Below are 18,876 nucleotides of genomic sequence, written 5' to 3'. Positions count from 1 at the left end.
GTTTCGCTAGGATCTTGCCATGGTGCATCGAGTCGCCGTGCTGGCGCTGGACGGGGTCACCCCGATGGACCTGGCGATCCCGGCGCAGATCTTCAGTGCCCGCCCGGAGACCCCGTACGAAATGACCGTGTGCGCGCTTGGTTCCACGGTGGCCACCACCGCCGGTTTCACCCTCGCGCCCCGCGGGGGCCTGGCGCGGGTGCGCGACGCCGACACCGTGATCGTGCCCGGGTTCGAGCCGCTGGGCCGCCCGCCCGATGCCGTGCTCGACGTGCTGGCCGAGGCTCGCGACCGTGGCCGGCGGGTGGTGTCGATCTGCACCGGCGCTTTCGCACTGGCCGCGGCCGGCGTGCTCGACGGGCTGCACGCGACGACCCACTGGAAGCACATCGAAGACCTCGCGCGGGATTTCCCGGCGGTCACGGTCGATCGCGATGTGCTCTACGTCGACGAGGGAGAGGTGCTCACGTCGGCCGGGGTGTGCTGCGGCATCGACCTGTGCCTGCACATCGTGCGCCGCGACCTGGGTGCGATGCCCGCGAACCAGATCGCCCGCGGTCTCGTCGCCGCCCCGCATCGCGACGGTGGGCAAGCCCAGTACGTACCCGCTCCGGTCGCGGTGGCCGGTGAAGCGTCGCTCTCCGAGACCCGCGGCTGGGCCCTGCACCGCCTCGGCGAGCCGCTCACGCTGCGCGTACTCGCCCGGCACGCGGGCCTGTCGCAGCGGACTTTCCTGCGCCGCTTCACCGAGGAGACGGGCACTACGCCGTTGCGCTGGCTGCTCGACGCCCGCCTCGCCCACGCCCGGGAACTGCTGGAAACCACTGACCGGTCGGTGGATCGCGTGGCTCGGGAGTGCGGCCTGGGCACCGCCGCCAACCTGCGGCTGCACTTCCGCCGCGCACTGGACACCACGCCAACCGCTTACCGGCGGGCTTTTACGCGCTGAGGGCGGTGCTGGGTCAAACGCCGAGGTGTTTCGCGCGCCGGAATCCTGTGCCGTCGCGGATCTTCTGTTTCGTACCGGGTGACCTGCGTCGCACCAGGAGATGGACGCGGGAGCCGCCGGGAAGAGCGCACTACCCTCGCCGTATGCATCTGACCGACCGTCGTCCCGAGATCGGGGCCGACGAGCTGATCACCGCGCTCGTGCCGCCGCCGCGGTTCGACGCTGTCCGGTTCTCCACCTACGTGCCGAACCCGGACGAGCCCAGCCAGGCCGCGGCGGTCACGGCCTGTTCGGCGTTCGCCGAGCGCATCGGCGGCCACGCGCCCAAGAAGCGGTTCAAGCTCTTCGGCGGCAACGCCGCCGCGGCCGGCCCGCTCGGCCTCTACCTCGACGGCGGGTTCGGCGTCGGCAAGACCCATCTGCTCGCCTCCACCTGGCACGCCGCGCCCTCGCCCAAGGCGTACGGCACCTTCGTCGAGCTGACCCACCTCGTCGGCGCGCTCGGGTTCACCGAGGCGGTGCGACGCCTGTCGGAGCACCGCATCCTCGCCATCGACGAGTTCGAGCTCGACGACCCCGGCGACACCATGCTGGTCACCCGGCTGCTGAAGGAGCTCACCAACGCGGGCGTCCACGTGGCGGCCACCTCCAACACGCTGCCCGACAAGCTCGGTGAGGGACGGTTCGCGGCCGAGGACTTCCTGCGCGAGATCCAGTCGCTGTCCCAACGGTTCTCCGTCGTCCGGGTGGACGGCCCCGACTACCGCCACCGCGGCCTGCCCGAGCCACCCGCCCCGGTCGACGACGCCGCCCTGGCGGCCTCGGCCGAGCAGCACGAGGGCTCCTCGATCGACGACTTCGACGCCCTGTGCGACCACCTCGGCAGCCTCCACCCGTCGAAGTACGGCCGGCTCGTCGACGGCGTGCCGCTGGTGCACCTGCGTGGCGTGCACGCGGCGCCGGACCAGAACGTGGCGCTGCGCCTGGTCGCGTTCGCCGACCGGCTCTACGACCGCGCGATCCCCGTGCTCGCCTCCGGGAAACCGCTGTCGGCGCTGTTCACCGAGGAGATGCTGCAGGGGGGCTACCGGAAGAAGTACCTGCGCGCGGTGAGCCGCCTGACGGCGCTGGCGCGGGACGCAGCAACAGCGAAAGCGTGAGCACGGCGGCCACGGCGAAACACGCGCCGCCCACCACGTCGAGCGGGTAGTGGTAGCCGAGGCCGACCAGCCCGATCCCGGCGAGCACCGTCACCACGGCCGCGACCACGAACGTCACCACCCGCGCGATCCCTTGCCCGGCAAGAAGAACCAGCACCGTGAGCGGCGCGACGAGACTGACGCTGTGCCCGCTGGGGTAGGCCAGGTAGTCGTCGAGGTGGTGTGCGAACACGAACTTGAGCACGAAGGTGTTCAGCAGCACCGGGACCACCGCGCCGAGTACACAAAGGACAGCGTCCCGCCATTGCCGCTGTAGTCCACAAAGGACCGTCATCAACGCGACCAGCGGGATGAGCACATACGGCTCGGTGGGCGCCACGAACAGGTCCAGCAGCACGCTCTGATGTGCCGGCACCCCGCCGCCGTAGGGCACGAAAGCGAGCGCCACCGTCGCCGGCGCGGTCACACCGGCGACGGCGGCCCGCGTGTTCAGCGGCGCACCACTTCGGCGATCGCGTCGATCCCGGTGTCGAGATCCTCCTCGCTGATCATCAGCGGCGGCGCGATCCGCAGCGTGTTCCCGTGCGTTTCCTTGCACAGCACGCCTCGCCCGGCGAGCGCCTCCGACGCCTGCCGCCCGGTCAGCCCGCCCGGGGTGATGTCGATGCCCGCCCACAGCCCGCGCCCGCGAACCTCCGCGAGCCCGTGCCCGATCAGCTCGCCCAGGCGCCCGTGCAGATGCGCGCCGAGCGCGGTGGAGCGTTGCTGGAACTCGCCGCTGGACAGCAGTCCGATCACCGCGCGCCCGACCGCGCAGGCCAGCGGGTTGCCGCCGAACGTCGAGCCGTGCTCGCCCGGCCGCAGCACGCCAAGCACGTCACGCCGCCCGACCACCGCCGACAGCGGCACGATCCCGCCGCCCAGCGCCTTGCCGAGGGTGTACAGGTCGGCGCGCACGTGCTCGTGGTCCAGCGCCAGCAGCGTGCCGGTGCGGGCGAGCCCGGACTGGATCTCGTCGGCGATCAGCAGCGCGCCGGCCTCGTCGCACAGCCGCCGCGCCTCGGCGAAGTACCCGTCCGGCGGCACGATGACGCCCGCCTCGCCCTGCACCGGCTCCAAGAGCACCGCCGCGGTCCGTTCGGTGATCGCGTCGCGCAGCGCGGCCACATCCCCGTACTTGACCACGACGAAACCCGGCGTGAACGGGCCGAAGTGGGCACGCGCGGACTCATCGGTGGAGAAGGACACGATCGTCGTGGTGCGGCCGTGGAAGTTCGAGCCGGCGACCACGATCTCGGCCTGCCCGTCCGGAATCCCCTTGACCTCGTAGGCCCATTTGCGGGCCACCTTCAGCGCGGACTCGACCGCCTCGGCGCCGGAGTTCATCGGCAGCACCATCTCGGTGCCGGTCAGCGCCGCCAGCTCCGCGCAGAACGCGCCCAGCTGGTCGTGGTGGAACGCGCGCGAGGTCAGCGTGACCCGGCCCAGCTGCGCCGTCGCCGCCTCGATCAGCGCCGGATGCCGGTGCCCGAAGTTGAGCGCCGAGTACGCGGACAGGAAGTCCAGGTAGCGGCGGCCTTCGACGTCGGTCACCCAGGCGCCCTCGGCCTCGGTGATGACGACCGGGAGCGGGTGGTAGTTGTGCGTGCTCCACTGTTCGTCGAGCGCGATGAAGCTGGTCATGACACCAGGTTAGGAGCACGCGGGGCGGCGCCGGGAGGCCCTGATCGTTGCGTTCTGGGCTCGGTCGGCGGTGAATCGTTGCGGATCAGGCCAGACGAGCCGCGTTCCGTTCCGGGATCCGCCGGGCGCCCGCGGTGCTGGCTCCCGTCCGTCACGTCTGAAAGAGTGCCAGAGTGACCGACGAGCTTCCCTTTCTCCGCAAACAGGCCCGCACCCAGCGCTTCACCCTCGGCACGCCCAGAGAGTTCCGGATCAGCCCGGACGAGCGGAAGGTGCTCTTCCTGCGTTCCGAGTCGGGCGTCGACCGGCGGAACAGCCTGTGGGAGCTGGATCTGGAGTCGGGCGCGGAGACGAAGGTGGTCGACGCCGCCGAGCTGCTGCCGGGTGAGGAAAAGCTGCCGCCCGAGGAGCGCGCCCGTCGCGAGCGCAGCCGCGAGAGCGCCGGTGGCGTGGTGGGCTACGCGACCGACGCCGAATCGCGGATCGCCGCGTTTTCGTTGTCCGGCAAGCTGTTCACCGTCGACCTGGAGACCAGGGCGGTCACCGGGCTCGTCGACAGCGCGGTGATCGACCCGCGGCCGAACCCGGTCGGCACGCACGTGGCCTACGTCCGCGAACGGCGGCTGCGGGTGATCGAGCTGGCCTCGGGCGAGGACCGGGTGCTGGCGGATGAGGAGGGCGAGGACATCGCCTGGGGTCTCGCGGAGTTCATCGCGGGCGAGGAGCTCGGCCGGGCGCGCGGCTACTGGTGGTCGCCGGACGGTGCGAGCGTGCTCGTCGAGCGCACCGACCGGTCCGGCGTGCCGCGCTGGAACATTTCCGACCCGGCGAACCCGAACACGCCGGTGAACACCGTCGCGTACCCGGCGGCGGGCACGCAGAACGTCGAGGTGTCGCTGGCGTTCCTCGGCCTCGACGGCACGCGTGTGGACGTGGCGCGCGGCGACTGGGAGTACCTCGTCGCCGTGCACTGGTCGGCCGGCGGACCACCGCTGCTCGCCGTGCAGCCCCGTGACCAGCGGAAACTGGAGATCCACTCGGTGGACCCGGCGACCGGGCAGACCAAGCTGCTGCACACCGAGACCGACGAGCAGTGGGTCGAGATCGTGCCGGGGGTGCCCGCCTGGACCACCGACGGGCGGCTGGTGCACGTCAGCGCCGCCGACGGCTCGTACCGGCTGATCATCGACGGGCAGCCGGTGACCGAGCCGGGGCTACAGGTCCGCTCGGTGCTCGACGTGGGCGACGAGGTGCTGTTCAGCGCCTCCGACGAAGACCCGACGCAGATCCACGTGTACCGCACCGGCCCGGTCACCCGACTGTCCACTTCGGACGGTATCCACATCGGGGCAGGCAACGCTCGGGTGACGGTGCTTTCGTCGTGGAGCCTGGAGCACGCCGGCCCCGAGGTTTCCGTGCTGCGGGACGGAAAACCGGTCGCGAAGGTCGATTCCTACCCGGTGGACCCTGGCCTGGTGCCGCGTCCGCAGTGGCTCACCCTCGGTGAACGCGGCCTGCGCGCGGCCTTGCTGCTGCCGGCCGGCCACAAACCGGGCGACAAGCTCCCGGTGCTGCTCGACCCGTACGGCGGGCCGCACGCGCAGCGCGTGCTGCAGAGCCGCAACGCCTTCCTCACCTCGCAATGGCTGGCCGACCAGGGATTCGCCGTGCTGGTCGCGGACGGCCGGGGCACGCCAGGCCGCGGTCCGGCGTGGGAGAAGGAGGTCGCCGGCGCACTCGCCGAGGTCACCCTGGCTGACCAGGTGGACGCCGTGGCGGCCGCGGCCGCCGAGCACCCGGAGCTGGACCTGGAGCGGGTGGCGATCCGCGGCTGGTCCTACGGCGGCTACCTGTCCGCGCTCGCCGTGCTGCGCCGCCCGGACGTCTTCCACGCCGCCGTCGCGGGCGCGCCGGTGACGGACTGGTCGTTGTACGACACCCACTACACCGAGCGCTACCTGGGCAAACCGCAGGACGATCCGGCGGCGTACGAGCGGAACTCACTGCTCGCCGACGCCGCGAGCCTGCGGCGGTCGCTGCTGATCGTGCACGGGCTGGCCGACGACAACGTGTTCGTGGCGCACGCGCTGCGGTTGTCGTCGGCGCTGCTGGCCGCCGGCCGGGAACACGTGTTCCTGCCGCTGGTCGGCGCCACGCACATGACCCCGCAGGCCGAAGAGGTGGCCGAAAACCTGATGAAGGTGCAGATCGAGTGGATCAAGAAGGAGCTGAACCGGTGAAGCGCTGGGGAATCACGATCCCGCTGACGGGCGTCCCGCTGTTGGAGCACCGGCCGCTGATCGAGCGGCTGCCCGACCTCGGCTACACCGACGCGTGGTCGGCCGAAACAGCGGGCACCGACGCGTTTTCCCCGCTGCTGCTGGCTTCGCAGTGGGCGCCGCAGTTGCGGCTCGGCACCGCGATCGTGCCCATCTACACGCGCGGCCCCGGCCTGCTCGCGATGAGCGCGGCCACCCTCGCCGAGGCGGCGCCGGACCGGTTCGTGCTGGGCATCGGCACGTCCTCGCCGGTGATCGTGTCGGGCTGGAACGCCGCCGAGTTCACCGAGCCCTTCGGCCGCTCGCGGGACACGCTGCGATTCCTGCGCGCCGCGCTGGCGGGGGAGAAGGTCACCGAGGATTACCCGACGTTCTCGGTCAACCGGTTCAAGCTTGAGCGCGTGCCGGCGAAGCCGCCGAAGGTGATGCTCGCCGCGCTGCGCCCGGGCATGCTCAAGCTGGCCGCGAAGGAGTCCGACGGCGCGATCACGAACTGGCTGGCCCCGACCGACGTGCCGAAGGTGCGCGCCGAGATCGGGCCGGACGTGGAGCTGGTGGCGCGGCTGTTCGTCTGCCCGACCGAGGACGCCGACGCCGCGCGCGGGCTGGGCCGGATGCTCATCAGCAGCTACCTGACCGTGCCGGTGTACGCGAAGTTCCACGACTGGCTCGGCCGCGGCGAGCAGCTCAAGAAGATGCACGAGCTGTGGGCGGCCGGGGACCGCAAGGGGGCCAACGCGGCGATCCCGGACGAGGTGGTCGACGACCTCGTCGTGCACGGGCACCCGGACGCCTGCCGCGAGCGCGTCCAGTCCTATGTGGACAACGGCCTGAGCACGCCGGTCATCGCCCTGCTGCCCACCGGTGACGACCCCGGCCCGCAGATCGAGGCGCTCGCTCCCCGTTGATCCGGGCGGGTGCATTCGTCCCGGAGAGTCTTCTTTCCCGGGCCCGCGAGGGGCACTTTGGTGGGAAAGTGCCGCGCGGGAGGTATCCCTAGGCCACCTGCGCCCGTATCGTGGCTTAGCGTAGGCATACCTAAGGGAGTGATCAGTGGGCGATTCGGCAGCGCTGGCCGGCGGGCGGTACGGGCATGAGCGGCTCGCGGAGCTGATTCCGTTGGTGCTCAACGGAATAGCGGCGGGTTCGGTCGAGCGCGCGGCACCCGGCCCCGTGGGTGGTCCCGCCGCGGTCGCCGCCGCGGTGGCGGCGGCCGGGTCACTGGTGCCCGCCCGCGGGGTGGGTGCCGAGCAAGCGCTTTCCGAGCTGAGCACGCTGCTCGCGGCCGGTTCGGTCGACCCGGCCGAACCGGGCTGCGCGGCCCATCTGCACTGTCCGCCGCTGGCCGTCTCGGTGGCGGCGGACGTCGCGGCGAGCGCGCTGAACCCATCGATGGACTCGTGGGACCAGGCGCCGGTGGCCAGCGAGGTGGAAAGCGCTTTCTGCGCCTCGATCGCGCGGCTCTGCTACCCGGACGCGGCGACGCCGGACGCCGTCGTCACCACGGGCGGCACCGAGTCGAACCTGCTCGGTCTGTTGCTGGCGCGGGAAAAGGAGCCCGCGGTCCGTCCGGTCTGCGGCCGCAACGCCCACCACAGCGTCGCGCGCGCGGCCTGGCTGCTCGGGCTCCCGGCCCCGCTGGTCGTGGACTGCGACGGCGAACGCATGCGTCCCGCGGCGCTCGACGAGGCGTTGCGCAGGCTGGATGGTCCGGCCGTCGTCGTCGCGACGGCCGGCACCACGAACACCGGCGAGATCGATCCGCTGCGTGAGCTGGCGGAGGTGTGCCGCGCCCACGGCGCGCGGCTGCACGTCGACGCCGCGTATGGCGGTTTGGCCTTGTGCAGCGCGGCTTTGCGGCCGTTGTTCGACGGGCTGGCCGAGGCGGACTCGGTCGCACTCGACATGCACAAATTCGGCTGGCAGCCGATCTCGGCCGGCCTGTTCGCCGCCCGCGAAGCCGCCGATCTGCAGGCCCTGTCGGTGAGCGCGGAGTACCTGAACGCCGACGACGACACCGAAGCCGGCCTGCCCGACCTGCTCGGCCGCTCCATCCGCACCTCCCGGCGGCCCGACGCCTTCCGAATGGCCGTCACCCTGCGCGCGCTGGGCACCGACGGGCTGGGTGAGCTGATCGAGCGCTGCTGCCGCACCGCGCAGGAGGTCGCGTCGGCGATCGAGCGGCATCCGTCGCTGGAGCTGTGGGGCCGCCCGACCCTGTCCACGGTGCTGTTCCGGCCGCGGTCCGGCGATGTGGCGCAGGTACGGCGCGTACTGCTGGAGGCGGGCACGGCGATCGTCGGCCGGGCCACCATGCCGCCCGGCGACGTCTGGCTGAAGCTCACCCTGCTGCACCCACACGCGACCGTCGCGGACTACCTCGGCGTGCTGGACGCGACCGTGGCGGCCGCGCACGCCGACCTCACCGAAGGTGCGGTCGCCTCGTGACGGTGGACCTCGCCGGGGTCGGGATCGGCCCGTTCAACCTCTCGCTCGCCGCGCTGGCCGACGGCGTGCCGGGGCTGCGGGTCGCGATGTTCGAGCGGCGCAAGGAGTTCCGGTGGCATCCGGGGCTGCTGATCGAGGGTGCCACCATCCAGGTGCCGTTCCTCGCCGACCTGGTCTCGCTGGTCGACCCGACCAGCGAACTGTCCTTTTTGAACTACCTGCGCGAGCGCGGGCGGCTGTTCCCGTTCTATTTCGCGGAGAAGTTCCACATGGCGCGCGCGGAGTACGACGACTACTGCCGCTGGGCCGGCGAGCGACTGGACAGCTGCCACTTCGGGGTCGAGATCGAGTCGGTTTCCTTTGGCGGCGGGTCCTTTTCGTTGCAGCCGGCCGAGGGCGAGCCGGTGCGTGCGCGCAACGTGGTGCTCGGAGTCGGCACCGCGCCGTTCGTGCCGGAATCCTTGCGCGCGTTGGCGGCGGATCCGGCGGTGCCGGTACTGCATTCCGCGGATTACCTTGCCGAGCGCGAAAAGCTGCTGGCCGCCGGCGAGGTGGTCGTGGTGGGCTCGGGGCAGTCCGGTGCCGAGATCTTCCTCGACCTGCTGCGCAACCGCGCCGTGCCGGGCGGTCTGCGCTGGGTGGCGCGCACGCCCTCGTTCGCGCCGATGGAATACTCGAAGCTGGGGCTGGAGCAGTTCACCCCGGACTACACCCGGTTCTTCCACGCGCTCGCCGAGCCGGTGCGCGACGAGCTGGTGCCGGCGCAATGGCAGCTGTACAAGGGAATCGACGCGGACACGATCGCCGCGATACATGACGAGCTGTATCGCCGCAGTCTCGACGGCTGGCCCGACGTGGAGCTGACCCCGGGGGTCGAGGTCGTCGCCGGCGCGCACGACGGCCGGATCTCCCTGGAGTTGCACCACAAACAGCAGGGCACCGCCGCCGTATGGCGGGCCGACGCGGTAATCTGCGCGACCGGCTACGCCGAGACGCCGCTGGACACGTTGCTCGGCCCTCTCGCCGATCGCATCGAGACCGACGGGCGGGGCAGGCCGGTCGTCGAACGGGATTTCCGGTTGCGGCTGTCCGGTGTGGACGGTTCGGTGTACGTGCAGAATGCCGAACGGCACACCCACGGCGTCGGCGCGCCGGATCTCGGGCTGGCCGCGTGGCGCGCGGCGTCGATCGTCAACAGCGTGTGCGGGCGCGCGGTCTACCCGTTGCCGTCGCGCACGGCGTTCACCCGGTTCGGGCTGAGCAGTACGGAGGAGCAGTGATCACCAATCCGGACGAGCAGTTGGACGACGGACAGGCCTGGCGGCAGGCCGGTTCCCTGGTCCTGCACAAGATGCTCGGCGAGCTTTCCTACGAGGGGCTGTTCGAGCCCGAGCCCACCGGGGACGAGGTGCCCGGCGCGTATCGCGGCTGGCGGCTTGTGCTGCCCGGGTCCGTGACGTACGAGTTCAAGGCCCGGCGCGGGGCCTTCGACTCGTGGTCGGTCCAGCCGGGAACGGCGCTGCGGCACGGAGTTCCGGCCGAAGACCCCCGGGTCCTGGTCGTCGACGCGCGCACGGTACTCGGGCTCACCGGACTGCGGCTGGCCGACGTGCTGGCGGAGCTGACGTCCACGGTCGCGAACGAGGCCACCCGGCTGCAGGACGCACCATCGGCTCAGAAACTGTCCACAATGGATTATAACCTCGCGGACGGGCACCTGACGGGGCATCCGCGGCTGGTGCTGAACAAGGGGCGCGTCGGGTTTTCCGCTGCGGACAGGGCGTTGTACGCGCCCGAATCCGGTGCCGACATCCAGCTCCGCTGGTTCGCCGTGCACCGCGACCACGCGCAGTTCCGCTCGGTGGCGGAGCTGGGGGAGCAGCTACTGCTGCTCGACGAGCTCGACGCCGAGCAGCGCACGGAGTTCACCCAGCGGGTCGAGGAGGTCGGCGATCCGGCGGACTACCTGTGGCTGCCCGTACATCCCTGGCAGGCCGACGAAATCGTCGGCACTCTTTACGCGGCGGAGCTGGCCACCGGGGTGCTCATCGACCTCGGGCCCAGCCGCGACCACTACCGTCCACATCAGACTGTCCGGACGCTCGCGAACGTGAGCAGGCCGGGTCGTCGTGACGTGAAGACGGCCGTCTCGGTGCGGAACACGCTGGTGTATCGCGGGCTCGACTCCGCGGCCACGCTCGCCGGGCCTGCCGTGACGAGCTGGCTCAAGCAGGTCTCGGCGGCAGACCCGCTGCTGTCCGAGCAGTACCGGTTCGAACTGCTCGGCGAGGTGGCGAGCGTATCCGTCCGGCATCCGATTTTCGGGAACCTGGAAGAACTTCCCTACCGGTTCCACGAGACCCTCGGTGCGCTGTGGCGCGAGCCCCTGCTGTCCACTTTGGCCGAAGACGAGCAGGCGATCTCGTTCGCCGCCCTGCCGTATCGTGACCTTGACGGCAACTCGGTGCTCACCGAGCTGATCCGGCGCAGCGGTCTCGAACCGGAGCAGTGGCTCACCCGAGTGCTGGATCTGACGCTGACCCCGCTGTTGCAGTGGTTGCTGCGTTATGGCGTCGGTTTCTGCCCGCACGGCCAGAACCTGATCCTGATCGTCGATGCCGGCGGGCGTCCGCTGCGCGTGGCGATCAAGGATTTCGCGCAGGGCGTGGATCTGCTCGATGAGGAATTGGAGTGCTACGCCTCGCTCGACCCCGAGGTGGAAATGCTGCGCTGGCCCGCGCATCTGCTGGCGCAGTCGCTGTTCAGCTCGGTGTTCTCCGGGCAGCTGCGGTTCTGGGCCGAAATCCTGTTCGACGACGTGGACCTGTCGCGGGCGCGATTCTGGGAACTGGTCAGGGAAATCGTGCATGCCTACCGTGCGGGCAACCCGGACGTCGCCACCCGGTTCGATGCCTGCCGCTTGTTCGCGGCCGAGGTCGAGCGGGTCACGTTGAACCGGGAACACCTGGCGGGCAAGGGTTTCGACAAGGTGGAACGGGACGACGAGTTCGATGTGCGCTGGGGCCGGGCGCCGAACCCGCTGCACGCCCCCGACCAGGCCGGTGCCTGGTGAGACCACGTTCCCTGCCGGACTCGGCCTCCCGGGTCCTGCTGCTGGTTCCCGATCCGCATGCCCGGTTCGCCGCGGTGGAACTCTCGCGCCGGTTCTTCGACGAGGAGGTCCTGGAGCGCGGCTACGGCCTGTGCACGTACGTTTTCGCGTGGACACCCGAGCGCGAGCCGCTGCCGTATTACTCTGGCGGTTACGGCGACCTGCTCATCCGCCCGGATCTGGCGAGTTCGGTCGCACTCCCCGACGGTGTGCACGGCGTCGTGTGTGACGCCGGATGGCCCGACGGTTCACCGGTGCGGGCGGCGCCGCGGCAGGTGCTGATCTCGCAGCTGAATGCCTTGGCGGATCTGGGTTTCGTACCCTCGGTCGGTATCGAGCACGAGTTCGTCCTGTCGGATTCCGATGGGCCGCTGACAGCGCACGGTGTGGACTACGCCGTCGGCGGCACTGAGCGATTACGTCCGCTGCTGGCCGATCTGCGCGAGGCGCTGGAACCGCTCGGCGTCGAATCCGCCCGCGCCGAATGCCATCCCGGACAATACGAAATCGTGCTGCGGCACCGAGACGCGCTGGCCGCTTGTGATGACGCGATGCTGCAGCAGCTGATCGTCCGTTCGGTCGCCGCCCGGCACGGCGTCACGGCAAGCTACCTGGCGGCCCCGCAGTCCGGGCAGGGCAATTCCTGTCATGTCCATTTGTCGATTCGCGACGCGCCCATGGATTCGTTCCTGGCCGGTGTCCTGCGCGATGCCCGGGCACTGACCGCGTTATGGGCCCCGACCTGGAACAGTTACGTGCGGCTGCGGACCGCGCCGTTTTCCCCGCGCGTCCTGAAATGGGGCGTCGACGACCGTACTTGTTCCGTCCGCGTGGCCGGTCACGGCGATTCGTCACGCCTGGAATTCCGTTTCGCCGGTGCCGATGCGCAAGTGCACCTCGTCGTCGCGGCCCTGCTTGCCGCCGGCCGCGCCGGAATCGAGGAGGGCCTTGCGCCGCCTCCGGCAGGCGAGGAGGTGGGTGCGCTGTGCACGACGCCGTGGGAGGCGTTGGCGGCGTTGGGAAAGCGGGTGCCTTCGTTGTTGGGTGAGGAACTCGCCGCCCAGCAAGCCGCCCTGCTGCGCGCGGAGGTCGATGAGGGCTGTGATGCCGTCACGGATTGGCAGCGCCGTCGCGGCGTCCTGCGCGCGTGAGGCGGTCACCAGCGGTCGTTGTTCCTGACCGAGAGCGACCCGTGGAGATCGTCCCGTGTGAGCATCCAGGTGATGTCCTGCGACTGATTCGTCGCGCCGCCGGCGCCTGGTGGATGCCTGCCGCTGAAGCGCGAGCGGGTCTCCGTCGTGGTAGGCGGTGCCGGCGACTGCGGGCACCACAAGGACGACTACGCCTCAGTGCTGTCCGGCGCCGACCGGGGTCTTCGGCGGCAAGGCGGGTTCCAGGCGTGGGCTGCGCAGCCGCGGGATCGCGAACGCGAGTAGCAAACCCACCCCGACCAGCGGATACGTCGCCGCGGACAGCTGCTGCGGCCAGTCCCAGTGGATGTGCACGATCGGGAAGTCCGTGTCCGGCAGGTCGTGGAACGGTGCCAGCCAGAAGAACACCGCCGTCAACACGCCCCACGCGAACCACGCCGCAGCCAGCCACGACCGCTCGTACGCCCGCCGCGCGCCATACGCGATGATCACCAGCAGCGTCGGCGCGACCCACACGTAGTAATGCGACCACGACGTCGGGGAGACCAGCAGCGCCAGCCCCGCGTTGGCCATCAGCGCGAGCGCGGGCCCGGACCGCCGCATCGCCGTCGCGACCATCGCCAGCAGGGCTAGGACCACCACGATCCAGAGCGCCTTCTCCGCCGCGCCCGGGAGGCCCATGCGGACGAACGTGGCCTCGATCGTCTGGTTCGTCTTGAACGCCGTGCCGCTGACGCCGCCGCCGGAGAGCCCGCCCTTGAACCAGTACTGGACCGAGGCCTTGAAGTCGGTGATGAACCCGATGCCCGCCGCCACCGCGAACGTGATGCCCGCCCGGATCGCGGACTTGTAGTCCCGGCGGACCAGGAAGAACAGGATGAACGCGGCGGGCGTCAGCTTGATCGCCGCGGCCAGCCCGATGCCGAACCCGCGTGGCCAGAGCGTCTTCCCGGCGAGGCAGTCGATGGCGACGAGGGCCATCATGATCAGGCTGACCTGGCCGAACTGGTACGTCTGCGACACCGGCTCGAGGAACACCGTCAACGGCAACGCCACCGACGCGACGACGAAGCCCCCCATGCGCCCGAGCTGCGGCACCGCCACCCTGGAGACGAGATACAACGTGAGGCCGAGGCACAGCGTGCTGATGACGTAGAGCGTGACCACCGCCGCGTCCCACGGGAGCAGCACGAGCGGGCTCAGAATGAGCACGGCGAACGGCGGGTACACGAACGGCAACTGCGCGCCGTTGGCGACCGCCGGGAGCGGTCCGTAAAGGTCGTGGCCGTCCCACCACGCCTGGACCCCGTAGCGGTAGACCTCGAGGTCGATCTGGGGCCGCGTCGGCATGGCCGTGAACATCCCGCGGAACGCGAAGAACAGCCACACAGCGCACAGCACAGGGATGACCCACAGGTGTTTACGCATCGCGCCACACTCTAGGGCGTCGCGTGACCGTCCCCGCGCCGCGGTACGTTCCCGCAGGCAGCCGCCGTGGACGCCCCTGGTTGAACGCGCGTTGACGGGGCGTTATAGGCTGTCGGCAACACCTCACGCGATGAGGTGCCGGCCGGGACGTGGCGCAGCTTGGTAGCGCACTTGACTGGGGGTCAAGGGGTCGCAGGTTCAAATCCTGTCGTCCCGACGGTCAGCGGAACGTTTACGCAGGTAGACGGGCTGCTAAAAGCGAAGAACGAGAGAACCGCCCCGGGGCATGCAACATTCATGCCACACCGGGGCGGTTCTCGTTTCAGGCCGCGCGGCGCTTCCGGATGGCTGCTTTACGGCGGATGTCGAGCACGTCCGCGACCTCGTCCAGCCGATCCGGGAACAGGTGCCCGTAGATGTTCAGGGTCATCGCCGCGTCTTTGTGACCCAGCATGTGCTGGATGACCTTCACGTCCGCCCCGGCCGCGATCGAGAGCGACGCAGCGGTGTGCCGGAGCTTGTGCGGGGTGAGTCCCTTGTCGGTCAGCTTGGCGACCTTCACCGCAGCGTTGAACTCCCGCACCCGCCAGTTGTTCGCCCGCAGGGAATGCCCCCGCGCCGTGCGGAACACCAGCTCGTTGTCCGTGCGACCGTTGATCACCCGTTTCAGCTCCGGCACGAGGGACGCCGGAATCGGCACGGTCCGGTGCTTGCCGGTCTTCGGCAGGCCCTCGCTCTGGACGCCGTTCACTTCGTAGAAGGTCGTGAGCACCCGGAGCCGCCGCTTGATCAGGTCCACCCTGCCAATGCGCAGTGCGGCGGCCTCGCCCCACCGCAGGCCGGTATAGGACAGCAGCAGGATCATCGCGCGGTTCACGGCCGCCGACGCGGTCGGCACGTCGTACTTCGTCTTCAGACTCCCAGCCGCGTCCGCCAGGGCCTCGATCTCGTCGTAGGTCAGGTAGACGTGCTCAGCCTCGGACGGGATCGGCAGCTTCACCCCACGAGCGGGGTTCGACGGAATGCGACGAGGGACGCACCAGTCCAAGACCATCGCGAGCACCCGGTAGGCGTGGCGGGTTTGCGATGCACCCAGGCCACTCCCCTCTTCGGCCTTCGGCTTGAGGAGGTCGGTCACCCAGGTCGCGATGTCTTCCCGCTCCAGTGCACTCAGGGGCGAGGTTCCCCAGCGCGGAAGGACGTGGTTGTCCAGGAGACCCCGGTACTTCCACCACGTCGAAGGCTTGAGGTCGTGCCGGGCATCCAGCCACTTGTCAGCCATCGCGCCGACCGTGACCTTGGCAGCCGCAGGGTCCACATAGGTCCCGGCCGTGAGCGAGCTTTCCAGCTCTGTCCGGCGATTTCCTGCCTTCGTCTTGTTGGCCGCGACCTCGGACCGCAGCTTCCCTGTGCGGTCGTAGTACTGGACCAGCCACCGAGACGGAGGTTGACGGCCCTTGGCTTTGGCTCGCTTCACCGCGTCCTGGTAGTCCTTGGTGTTCATCCGGTCGTAGACCCACGCGCGCGCCATCAGGCCGCCCCCTGCCCGTCGATCCACGCATCAACGTCTTCGGGGCGGTAGCGGACGTACTTCCCGACCCGTCGACCTTGCGGGCCATACCCTTTGGTGCGCCACTGGTACAGCGTGCCCTTCGGAACTCCGAGGTACTCGGACAAGTCCGAAATAGACAGAAGCTTCTCACTCATTGCTGGTTCTCCTTGCTGTAGCGGTGTTTGCGGTCGTCGCGGATGCGTTGGGCGATTCCGGCGGCGAGTTCGCGTTCTGCGTCGTCGCGGTATCCGGCGCCGTGGAAACGCCAGTCGTTGACGACCGTCACGGACTCGGGTGCGAGCCCGAGGGATTCGAGGGTTTCGGCCAGCCGGTAGGCGGCCCGGTCGCCCCGGATGACTTTGAAGGTGGTGGAGTAGCGGCGGGATTTGGTGAGGAAGTGACCTCGGAAGCCGAGCATGTGCGCCCATCGCCGCAGGTTCAGGTCCACATAGGATTCCAGGCCGCCGAGTTCCCACGCAGTTTGGATGATCCGCCGGTGATGCTCAGACACCCGCAGCCGGGCAATGTCGAGTTCGGACCGGATCGGGGTGTCGGCTGCTTCGGTTTTGCCGGTGCCTTTGGTGGCGTATTTGGCGATGTAGGCGGCGAGGCGGGGTTCGCTGATCTGCCCGTTGTCGTCTTCGACCTCTGCCGAGAGTCCTGGTTGGACACGCCGCACGTCCACCTGTTCGCCCCAGACCAGTTCGAGGGGTGTTCCATCGGGGCGTTCGGTGGTGACCGTGACGGCCGCCGCTGCGGCGTACACGGCATCTTCGAGTAGTTGCGCGCTGCCCCACGCGGGGGCGGGATCGGTGGGGCCTTCGGGGCCGTCCAGGCGCATGATGGCGTGGAAGTGCACGAGGCCGCGCCGCTGGTATTCGGCGACCTTGCCGTAGGAGATTCGGGCCACCTCGCCGAACTCCCGGGCACGGATTCCGGCCCGTTTGGCGAGTTCTCGCCGCAGCCGCATGACGAAGCGCTGCCACAGGACCCCGGCATGGGCCTGCCACAGCACGGAGCCGACGTAGTCGTAGGTGTCGGGGTCGATCGGGGTGCCGATACGGGTGTCGGCTTCGCGGTGGTATTCCCCGCAGCCACACGGGCGGACCCTGCTGCGCGTGGTGACTCGCCGGGCGTGCACCGGCCCGAATGAGGGGGCGGTGAGGGTGACGAACGCCCGCGGCTTGGTGGTGACGGATTCGGGGATTCCTTTGGTGCCGCCGAGAAGCCCGGCGCGCACGAGGTGGAACGCGTCGGCGGCGTAGCGGTCGGAGCAGGCCGGGCAGACGGATTCGCGGCGGTTCCCGCACGGGACGAACAACTCTCCGGCGAAGTGGTGCAGGGCGGTCCCGGTGGCGTCTTCGAGTCGGTGGGTTCCGGTGAGGCGGATGGGTTTGGCGCAGCCGTGGACGCGGTGGACTTTGGCGCGCCAAGCCTGGTAGTCGGTGGAGCGTAGGCGGTGGGTGATGCGGTCTTCCAGCGTCAGCAACGGAGGTCGTTCCTTTCCGTGAGACGACGTGACGAGGCGGGGCGGAAGTGCGGTGGTGCCGTACTCCCGCCCCACGCGGGGGATGCGAACGGGCGGTCAGGCGATGGCTGGGGCCAGATCGGCGACGATCCGGGCGGCCAGGTCATCGGGGACCTTCACGACCCGCTGAATATCGGCCGGGGTGACGTCCCGTCCGGCGTGCCGGATCTCGGCCGCCAAGGCGTGAACGCGTTCGGCCATCGGGGCCGGGAGCTTCACGCGCGGCAGGACGGCGGTGCCTTCCGCCGGGGACGGCGGCTGCGGATTCGGCCGGCGGATCTCCGGTGCTACCGGTTCGGGCTGCGCAGGGGTGGGAACGGGCTCCGACGTGGCCTCTGCGGCCGCCGGGGTGGTGTCGGGGGTGTCGGTGGGTGCGCGGCGCATGAGGAGCTTGACCACGACCAGGAACCCCAGGGCGGGCATGGCGGCGAGTAGCCACCCGGCGGGGGTGCGGGGTGCGAGGGCGACCTGTGCGGCCATCTGGATGGTGATCCCCGCGACGAGGACGACGGCGGGGAACGAGATTCGGCGACGGTTGGCGTTGTGGTGGTCGCGGTGGAGTTCGAACCCGGCGACGATGGCCATGCCCTCGATCACCACGGCGTCGGCCCACGCGAGCCATCCGGCTTGTCCGTTGTGGACGGCCCAATCGTGGGTGTGGGTGAAGCCCGCCGCCGCGCCGATGCCGCCCAGGATGATCGTGACGGCCAGCCGGATCACCTCGGTGAGGCTTGGCCGTCGCCGGGGCCGGATGTCTGTTGTGGACATTGGCGGGGGTCTCCTTGTCTTGTTAGGAGCGGTCGCGGCGGATGCTGGTGAGCTGGTGGTGGTATCCGGCGGCTTGGGCACGCCATTCACGCAGCAGAGCGGCCGTGATCACGACCCACAGGCCGATGGTGATCCCGGCGACGAGGGCGAACACCCAGAAACCGGGGATCAAGATCTGTTCGAGCACCACGGCCAGCGCGGCGAGTCCGGTGAGTTTGGTCCAGGACCACAGGAACGCGAGGGTGATCACGATCAGACCTCCTGTCGGGTGCGGAGTTCGAGGGCAAGGCGGTACAACTCGTCGGGGGTGACCGATTCGCGCTCCCCCCGCGGGAGCCGCACGAGACGCTGCACCACCCGGTGAGGGATACCGCCGTAGACGGAGAAGGTGATGCCGTGCGGGCCACGGCCAGTCAGCGTGATGTGCAGGTCCCCGCCGGTGGTGTGCCACCAGTCGCCGGTCACGCCGGTCAGGCGGTGCGTCCAGATCAGCAGCGCCCCGAGGGCGTGCACCGGATCCGGGCTGTAGGCGGGCTGGAGCGACACCTGGTTCTGTCCGGGGTGGATGGTCACGGTGGCCGGTTCCGGGGCCGGGGTGGCCCGCACGTAGCGGATGAGGGTGGCGGCGAGTTTGGGCACGTTCGCCAGCGGGGTGAGTGCGGCGGTCATATTGTTGTGTCCTTTCTGGACGGTCAGGCGGCGAAGGGGACGACGACACCGGCGGGGCGGTCGTCGGGGTGGTGCGGGGTGCAGGTGTTGACGAGTTCGGTGATGTCCTCGTCGGTGACCAGTCCGGCCCGCACGCGGATTGGGGTGCG

At 70.0% G+C, this 18,876-nt stretch carries 17 protein-coding genes and 1 tRNA gene; 9 read left to right on the top strand and 9 right to left on the bottom strand.

The features are described 5' to 3' along the window. Positions 1-19 precede the first annotated feature (19 nt). Together VHD82_RS08335 and zapE are read left to right on the top strand one after the other, a co-directional pair. The gene (locus tag VHD82_RS08335; protein WP_325699049.1) at positions 20-949 is read left to right on the top strand and encodes a GlxA family transcriptional regulator; all 930 of its coding nucleotides are present in this window, start codon (positions 20-22) and stop codon (positions 947-949) included. A 143-nt stretch (positions 950-1,092) separates the two neighbouring features. Further along, positions 1,093-2,109, top strand: coding sequence for a cell division protein ZapE (gene zapE, locus VHD82_RS08330; RefSeq protein WP_325699046.1), 1,017 nt, complete (start codon positions 1,093-1,095; stop codon positions 2,107-2,109). Here zapE and VHD82_RS08325 read toward each other — a convergent pair. Continuing rightward, complete coding sequence (locus VHD82_RS08325) at positions 2,009-2,575, bottom strand: phosphatase PAP2 family protein (protein ID WP_325699042.1); 567 nt, start codon at positions 2,573-2,575, stop codon at positions 2,009-2,011. The two genes, zapE and VHD82_RS08325, sit on opposite strands and share 101 nt — an antisense overlap. Positions 2,576-2,598: 23 nt before the next feature. Next, on the bottom strand, positions 2,599-3,792 hold the full coding sequence (gene rocD, locus VHD82_RS08320) for an ornithine--oxo-acid transaminase (protein WP_325699038.1): 1,194 nt from the start codon (positions 3,790-3,792) through the stop codon (positions 2,599-2,601). A 173-nt stretch (positions 3,793-3,965) separates the two neighbouring features. Here rocD and VHD82_RS08315 point away from each other — a divergent pair, with 173 nt between their 5' ends. The 6 genes from VHD82_RS08315 (at position 3,966) to VHD82_RS08290 (ending at position 12,782) form a co-directional block, all read left to right on the top strand. Further along, on the top strand, positions 3,966-6,032 hold the full coding sequence (locus VHD82_RS08315) for a S9 family peptidase (RefSeq protein WP_325699035.1): 2,067 nt from the start codon (positions 3,966-3,968) through the stop codon (positions 6,030-6,032). After that, positions 6,029-6,979 carry an LLM class F420-dependent oxidoreductase gene (locus VHD82_RS08310; RefSeq protein ID WP_325699032.1) on the top strand — a complete coding sequence of 317 codons (951 nt, stop codon included), beginning with the start codon at positions 6,029-6,031 and terminating at the stop codon, positions 6,977-6,979. Before VHD82_RS08315 ends, VHD82_RS08310 begins: the two co-directional genes overlap by 4 nt. Before the next feature lie 145 nt (positions 6,980-7,124). After that, entirely contained in the window at positions 7,125-8,519 is a 1,395-nt protein-coding gene (locus VHD82_RS08305; RefSeq protein WP_325699029.1) for a pyridoxal phosphate-dependent decarboxylase family protein, read from the top strand. Next, positions 8,516-9,799 (top strand): lysine N(6)-hydroxylase/L-ornithine N(5)-oxygenase family protein, encoded by a 1,284-nt coding sequence (locus VHD82_RS08300; RefSeq protein ID WP_325699025.1) that lies wholly within the window; start codon positions 8,516-8,518, stop codon positions 9,797-9,799. The genes VHD82_RS08305 and VHD82_RS08300 overlap by 4 nt, the downstream gene beginning before the upstream one ends. 71 nt (positions 9,800-9,870) lie before the next feature. Then, positions 9,871-11,592 carry an IucA/IucC family protein gene (locus VHD82_RS08295; protein WP_325699241.1) on the top strand — a complete coding sequence of 574 codons (1,722 nt, stop codon included), beginning with the start codon at positions 9,871-9,873 and terminating at the stop codon, positions 11,590-11,592. Next, positions 11,589-12,782 carry a glutamine synthetase gene (locus tag VHD82_RS08290; protein WP_325699022.1) on the top strand — a complete coding sequence of 398 codons (1,194 nt, stop codon included), beginning with the start codon at positions 11,589-11,591 and terminating at the stop codon, positions 12,780-12,782. The genes VHD82_RS08295 and VHD82_RS08290 overlap by 4 nt, the downstream gene beginning before the upstream one ends. Positions 12,783-12,977: 195 nt before the next feature. On the opposite strand, the gene VHD82_RS08285 is transcribed toward VHD82_RS08290, so the two are convergent. Then, on the bottom strand, positions 12,978-14,210 hold the full coding sequence (locus VHD82_RS08285) for a glycosyltransferase 87 family protein (protein ID WP_325699017.1): 1,233 nt from the start codon (positions 14,208-14,210) through the stop codon (positions 12,978-12,980). A gap of 143 nt (positions 14,211-14,353) precedes the next feature. On the opposite strand from VHD82_RS08285, the gene VHD82_RS08280 reads away from it, so the two are divergent. Next, positions 14,354-14,427 (top strand) — tRNA-Pro (locus VHD82_RS08280). Between the two features lie 105 nt (positions 14,428-14,532). Here the strand turns inward: VHD82_RS08280 and VHD82_RS08275 are convergent. From VHD82_RS08275 to VHD82_RS08250, 6 genes are all read right to left on the bottom strand, one after another. Further along, the gene (locus VHD82_RS08275; protein WP_325699014.1) at positions 14,533-15,741 is read right to left on the bottom strand and encodes a site-specific integrase; all 1,209 of its coding nucleotides are present in this window, start codon (positions 15,739-15,741) and stop codon (positions 14,533-14,535) included. Then, the gene (locus VHD82_RS08270) at positions 15,741-15,917 is read right to left on the bottom strand and encodes a helix-turn-helix domain-containing protein (protein ID WP_325699011.1); all 177 of its coding nucleotides are present in this window, start codon (positions 15,915-15,917) and stop codon (positions 15,741-15,743) included. Before VHD82_RS08270 ends, VHD82_RS08275 begins: the two co-directional genes overlap by 1 nt. Further along, entirely contained in the window at positions 15,914-17,251 is a 1,338-nt protein-coding gene (locus VHD82_RS08265) for a replication initiator (protein WP_325699009.1), read from the bottom strand. The genes VHD82_RS08270 and VHD82_RS08265 overlap by 4 nt, the downstream gene beginning before the upstream one ends. 96 nt (positions 17,252-17,347) lie before the next feature. Continuing rightward, positions 17,348-18,058 carry a DUF2637 domain-containing protein gene (locus tag VHD82_RS08260; RefSeq protein WP_325699006.1) on the bottom strand — a complete coding sequence of 237 codons (711 nt, stop codon included), beginning with the start codon at positions 18,056-18,058 and terminating at the stop codon, positions 17,348-17,350. A gap of 22 nt (positions 18,059-18,080) precedes the next feature. Continuing rightward, complete coding sequence (locus VHD82_RS08255) at positions 18,081-18,308, bottom strand: hypothetical protein (RefSeq protein ID WP_325699003.1); 228 nt, start codon at positions 18,306-18,308, stop codon at positions 18,081-18,083. A 2-nt stretch (positions 18,309-18,310) separates the two neighbouring features. Next, the gene (locus tag VHD82_RS08250) at positions 18,311-18,727 is read right to left on the bottom strand and encodes a hypothetical protein (protein WP_325699000.1); all 417 of its coding nucleotides are present in this window, start codon (positions 18,725-18,727) and stop codon (positions 18,311-18,313) included. Positions 18,728-18,876 lie beyond the last annotated feature (149 nt).

The sequence above is a fragment of the Amycolatopsis sp. genome (genome assembly GCF_035546795.1).
In the GTDB taxonomy this organism is placed as follows: Bacteria; Actinomycetota; Actinomycetes; order Mycobacteriales; family Pseudonocardiaceae; genus Amycolatopsis_E.
This window is presented reverse-complemented; position numbering and strand designations above follow the sequence as displayed.